The organism is Fusibacter sp., from assembly GCF_057447755.1.
This window is the reverse complement of the sequence record NZ_JBVBZF010000269.1, coordinates 1-4792: the sequence shown is the minus strand read 5'-3', so window position 1 is coordinate 4792 and position 4792 is coordinate 1. Positions and strand designations below refer to the sequence as shown.

The 4792-nt window shown below is 38.6% G+C and carries 3 protein-coding genes and 1 riboswitch; all 3 genes read right to left on the bottom strand.

Annotated features, from left to right (window positions below):
* Window positions 1–36: 36 nt before the first annotated feature.
* Window positions 37–951: a pyruvate formate-lyase-activating protein gene (pflA, locus tag AC220I_RS18190; protein ID WP_486725289.1), complete on the bottom strand. Its 915-nt coding sequence runs from the start codon at window positions 949–951 to the stop codon at window positions 37–39.
* Between the two features lie 92 nt (window positions 952–1043).
* A complete protein-coding gene (pflB, locus tag AC220I_RS18185) occupies window positions 1044–3311 on the bottom strand; it encodes a formate C-acetyltransferase (protein WP_486725290.1) in 2268 nt (755 codons plus the stop codon).
* Window positions 3312–3430: 119 nt separating this feature from the next.
* A riboswitch (ZMP/ZTP riboswitch) is annotated at window positions 3431–3517 on the bottom strand.
* 36 nt (window positions 3518–3553) lie between these two features.
* Window positions 3554–4792, bottom strand: a 1239-nt coding sequence (locus AC220I_RS18180) for a transketolase-like TK C-terminal-containing protein (RefSeq protein ID WP_486725288.1), incomplete at its 5' end; no start/stop codon positions are given.

Genomic DNA, 4792 nt, shown 5'->3' with positions numbered 1-4792 from the left:
TTTGACTATAAATATGATATCCACTTTTCAGGTGCTTTAAACAGATTTTTTTGAGACTTGCTGTAATTTTACAAGTATTTGTTTGTCCAATGACGCGATCTTTTTAAAGGGAGAATCCATTGCCCACTTTTCCATACCACTATTTTGAAATGCCAACAGCTCTAGTCTTTGTCGGTGGTTTGACTCAGTTAACTTATCCAGTGCCATGACATTCTCTTCTCCATCGTTATAATTGGGGACTATTACCTGCCTTATCCAATAGGGTTTATTAATAGCCTTAATATGTTGTAAAAACCCAATTGTGTTCTCAAGTTGACCACCTGTGAGCTCATGATATGCTAACGCATCTGTATGCTTTACATCTAGTAGAACCAAATCCACCCACTCGAGCAATGCTTTAACCGATGAGTTCATCAGACATCCTGATGTATCGATGGCAATGTGAATCCCCTCTGCCTTGAGTTTCATGCATAAAGTTAAAAGTTGCTTTGATTGAACCAGTGGTTCACCGCCTGAAAAGGTGACACCGCCGCCATTTTTGTAGTAGGGTTTCATCCTTAGGATCAAATTGAATATTTCATCATGAGTCATAAAGTTCTCATCTTGATTTTGCCAAGACTCTGGATTATGACAGTAATGACACCTCAAAGGACACCCCTTAAGGAACACAACCGTGCGAATACCTGGACCATCTAGAGTTCCCATGGTCTCAATATGAAAAATATTCAATTTTTCTTCAGAATTCGGATTCTGATTGTCTTCATATTTCAGACCAAGATTCGTTTCAGATTTCAAATCAAGATTCGCTTCAGATTTCAAATCAAGATTCGTTTCAGATTTCGCATCCTGATTCGTTTCACAATCTACGCCTACCCTAGTGTCACTTTTGGAACATACTTTTAAATCTATATTTGTATTTACTTTTTCAAGACTTCCTTTATCATCAAGCATTCTAATCTTCCTCAATTTTACCTCACTTAAACTCGAAACGTTCTCTAAACAATAAAAGTTCTAACCCAACATCACGTTGGTAATTTAATCCCCTAAAGCACACTATGAAAGGTTCTACTGATGACCTCAAGTTGTTGCTCTCTGCTAAGTCTATGAAAATGTACCGCATATCCTGAAACTCTCACTGTTAGGTTTGGATATTTTTCTGGGTTTTCCATGGCATCCAAAAGCTTGCTTTGATCAAGGACATTTACGTTTAAATGATGTGCCTTTTGTCCAAAATAACCATCTAAAACCGAGACTAAGTTCTCTTTTTGGACATTTTCATCACAGCCAAGTGAGGAAGGTGTAATTGAAAAAGTACATGAGATGCCATCTCTACAAGCGTCAAAAGGTATTTTGGCAACAGAGTTAAGAGAAGCCAGTGCCCCTTTGGTATCTCTATTATGCATTGGATTAGCCCCTGGTGCAAAAGGCTCACCCTTTCTTCTACCATCAGGTGTGTTACCAGTTTTCTTACCATATACCACATTTGAAGTAATGGTTAATACCGAAAGGCTATGAGTTGCATTTCTATAGGTTGGATGCTTTCTAAGCTTTTCTATGAAACTTTCTGTAAGTTTAACAGCAATGTCATCCACTCTGTTATCATCATTGCCATAGCAAGGGAAATCACCTTCTGTTATAAAATCCTCTATAAAGCCATTCGCATTAAGTAGAGGCTTTACTTTAGCAAACTTTATCGCCGATAAGGAATCTGCCACAACAGAAAGCCCCGCTACTCCAAAGGCCATAAATCTATGAACATGAGTATCATGAAGGGCCATTTGCGTTTTTTCGTAAGCGTATTTATCGTGCATGAAATGAATGACATTTAAGGTATTAACGTATTTTTCGCAGATCCAATCTAAATAGTGATCAAATCTCTCCCACACTTTATCAAAGTCTAAAATCTCATCATTCATGACTGGATGCTCTGGACCAATGAGCTCAAAGTTATTTTCATCATAACCCCCATTGAGGGCCATTAAAAGCGTTTTTGCAAGGTTGCATCTGGCACCGAAAAACTGCATTTCCTTGCCAATTTTCATAGCAGAAACACAACATGCGATTCCGTAGTCGTCCCCATATATAGGTCTCATAATATCATCGTTTTCATATTGGATGGCATCCGTTAAAATGCTGAGTTTTGCACAGTATTTTTTAAAGGCTTCTGGTAATTGCTCGGACCATAAAACCGTCATGTTAGGCTCTGGGGCAGGTCCCAAGTTGGTAAGGGTGTGTAAAAATCTAAAGGAATTCTTGGTCACCATGGATTTCCCATCTAAATTGATGCCACCGATCGACTCAGTAATCCAAAGGGGATCTCCTGCAAACAATTGGTTATAATCCGGTGTTCTGAGCTGTCTCGCCAATCTGAGCTTAATCACAAAGTCGTCCATTATTTCTTGGATTTGGGCCTCACCATAAACACCAAGTTCTAAATCTCTTTCAGCGTAGATATCAATAAAGGAGCTCACTCTACCAAGAGACATGGCTGCACCATTTTGTTCTTTAATCGCAGCCAAATAACCATAGTAAATCCACTGGACCGCTTCCCTTGTGTCCTTTGCAGGTTTTCTGATATCGTCACCATAAGCCATGGCCATTTCTATAAGTTTATTTAGGAAGTCAATCTGCTTGTAGAGTTCTTCAATTTGCCTTATATTTTCTTCGGTCATTGCAGTCTTTGACAAGTTGATTTTATCCTCGATTTTTTGAGCAATAAGCTGATCGATTCCATAAAGTGCGATTCTTCGATAATCACCTATAATTCTGCCACGTCCATATGCATCTGGAAGTCCTGTAATAACACCACTTTTCCTTAGGGTCTTCATTTCATCTGTATAGACTCTAAAAACCCCTTCATTGTGGGTAGTCTTATAATCGAACTGTGAAACCACTTCACTGGAAAGACGCTTTCCATAGGCTTCACAAGCCTGTGTTGCCATACGGATGCCTCCAAAAGGATTTACACCACGTTTAAGGGGCTCATCTGTTTGGAGTCCAAAAATGATTTCTTGATCTTTTTGAATATAACCAGGTTCATAACTTAAAAGTGACGAAACGCGGTCCACATCAATGTCCAATACCCCGTCATTTTGAGCTTCTTCTTGTAAAAGGCCTTCAACCTTTTCGAAAATTGATATTGTTCGCTGGGTAGGACCAACTAAAAAAGCCTCATCACCCTCATAGGATTTTAAATTGGTCTGAATAAAGTCTCTGACATCAATTTCATTAATCCATTTTCCAGTGTTGAAGCCGTCATGTTCTGCTTTAAGTAGTAATTTTCCATTCTCTTTTGCATTCTTGTTTTTCATTACATTAGTATTTGTCATCATTTGCTAGCGCTCCTTTTTTATATAACTTACCAAGGTGCACAGCTCTATATATGCTTTTATCATCTCATAATCGCATAAAAAAACCGACACACCTAGGCTGTAAGCGCCCAGGCGGTCGGCTAAATTTTAAAGTACACTCAATCCCTCGTGGTTATCCACTGACTCCGCCAGTCTTGAGATACTAAGATTATAATAGAATTATAATCTTCTGTAAAGCTTTATTAAGAAATTAATGCTTTTGCACGTTTTACGATGTTCTCAGCTGTGAAACCAAAAGCTTCGAACAATTCATTACCAGGTGCAGATAAACCGAAATCATCTCTTCCGATAACGTCGCATGCATATTTATGCCATCCAAATGTTGTTGCTGCTTCAACAGCAAGCTTTGGAACACCTTTAACAAGTACTTCTTTTTTATATGCATCAGATTGAGCATCAAATACTTCTTGGCAAGGCATTGATACTACTCTTGCATCGATGCCTTCTGCTTTGAGTAATGCTTGTGCTTCAACACATAATGACACCTCAGAACCAGTAGCAATTAAAATTACCGCTGGCTTCTCAGCTTCTTTAGAAACCACATATGCACCTTTAAGCGCCTCCTTAGAAGACCCCTCAAGTGCTGGTAAGTTTTGTCTAGATAAAATTAAAGCCGTTGGCGTTTTCGTGCTCTTCATCGCCATGTACCAAGCTGCACTAACCTCTCTTGCATCAGCTGGTCTGATAACATTTAAGTTAGGAATTGATCTCAACATAGCAAGTTGCTCGATTGGTTGATGTGTCGGACCATCTTCGCCAACACCAATACTATCATGTGTTAAGATATAAGTTACAGGAAGACCCATTAAAGCTGCAAGACGAATTGCAGGCTTCATGTAATCTGAGAATACAAAGAAAGTCGCTGCATATGACTTTAAGCCACCATGTGCCTGGATACCATTACAAATAGCCGTCATTACATGCTCTCTAACACCAAAGTGTAAGTTAGATCCTGCATAATTTGTTGCAAAGAAGCTTTCTCTCTTTTTCATATCTGAATTATTTGATGGTGATAAGTCTGCAGAGCCACCAAACAAGTTAGGAATTCTGTCTGCTAAGTTATTAAGCACTTTACCAGATGAACTTCTTGATGCAGTAGTTTCATTATATGACCAGAATTCTTCTGATTCTAAATACGCATCAGGTGTTGCACCACTCATCCACAATTCATATTCACTTGCTAACTCAGGGAAGTCTTTTTTATAGTTTTCAAAAAGTGCATTCCATGAAGTTTCAGATTTAGAAAGTTCTTTTGTAAGTGAATCCATATGTGAAGTTACTTCAGCAGGTACTTCAAATGCATTCTCACATGGCCAGTTAAGGAAGGATTTCATTTCAGAAATACCATCGTTACCAAGTGGTGAACCATGTACCTTATGAGAACCTTGTTTTGAAGGACAGCCATAACCAATTATTGTTTT

Excerpts from the sequence above, each read along its gene's own strand:
- pflB (WP_486725290.1), bottom strand. The coding sequence starts at position 3,311 with ATGAAAAACAAGAATGCAAAAGAGAATGGAAAATTACTACTTAAAGCA.
- pflA (WP_486725289.1), bottom strand. The coding sequence starts at position 951 with ATGCTTGATGATAAAGGAAGTCTTGAAAAAGTAAATACAAATATAGAT.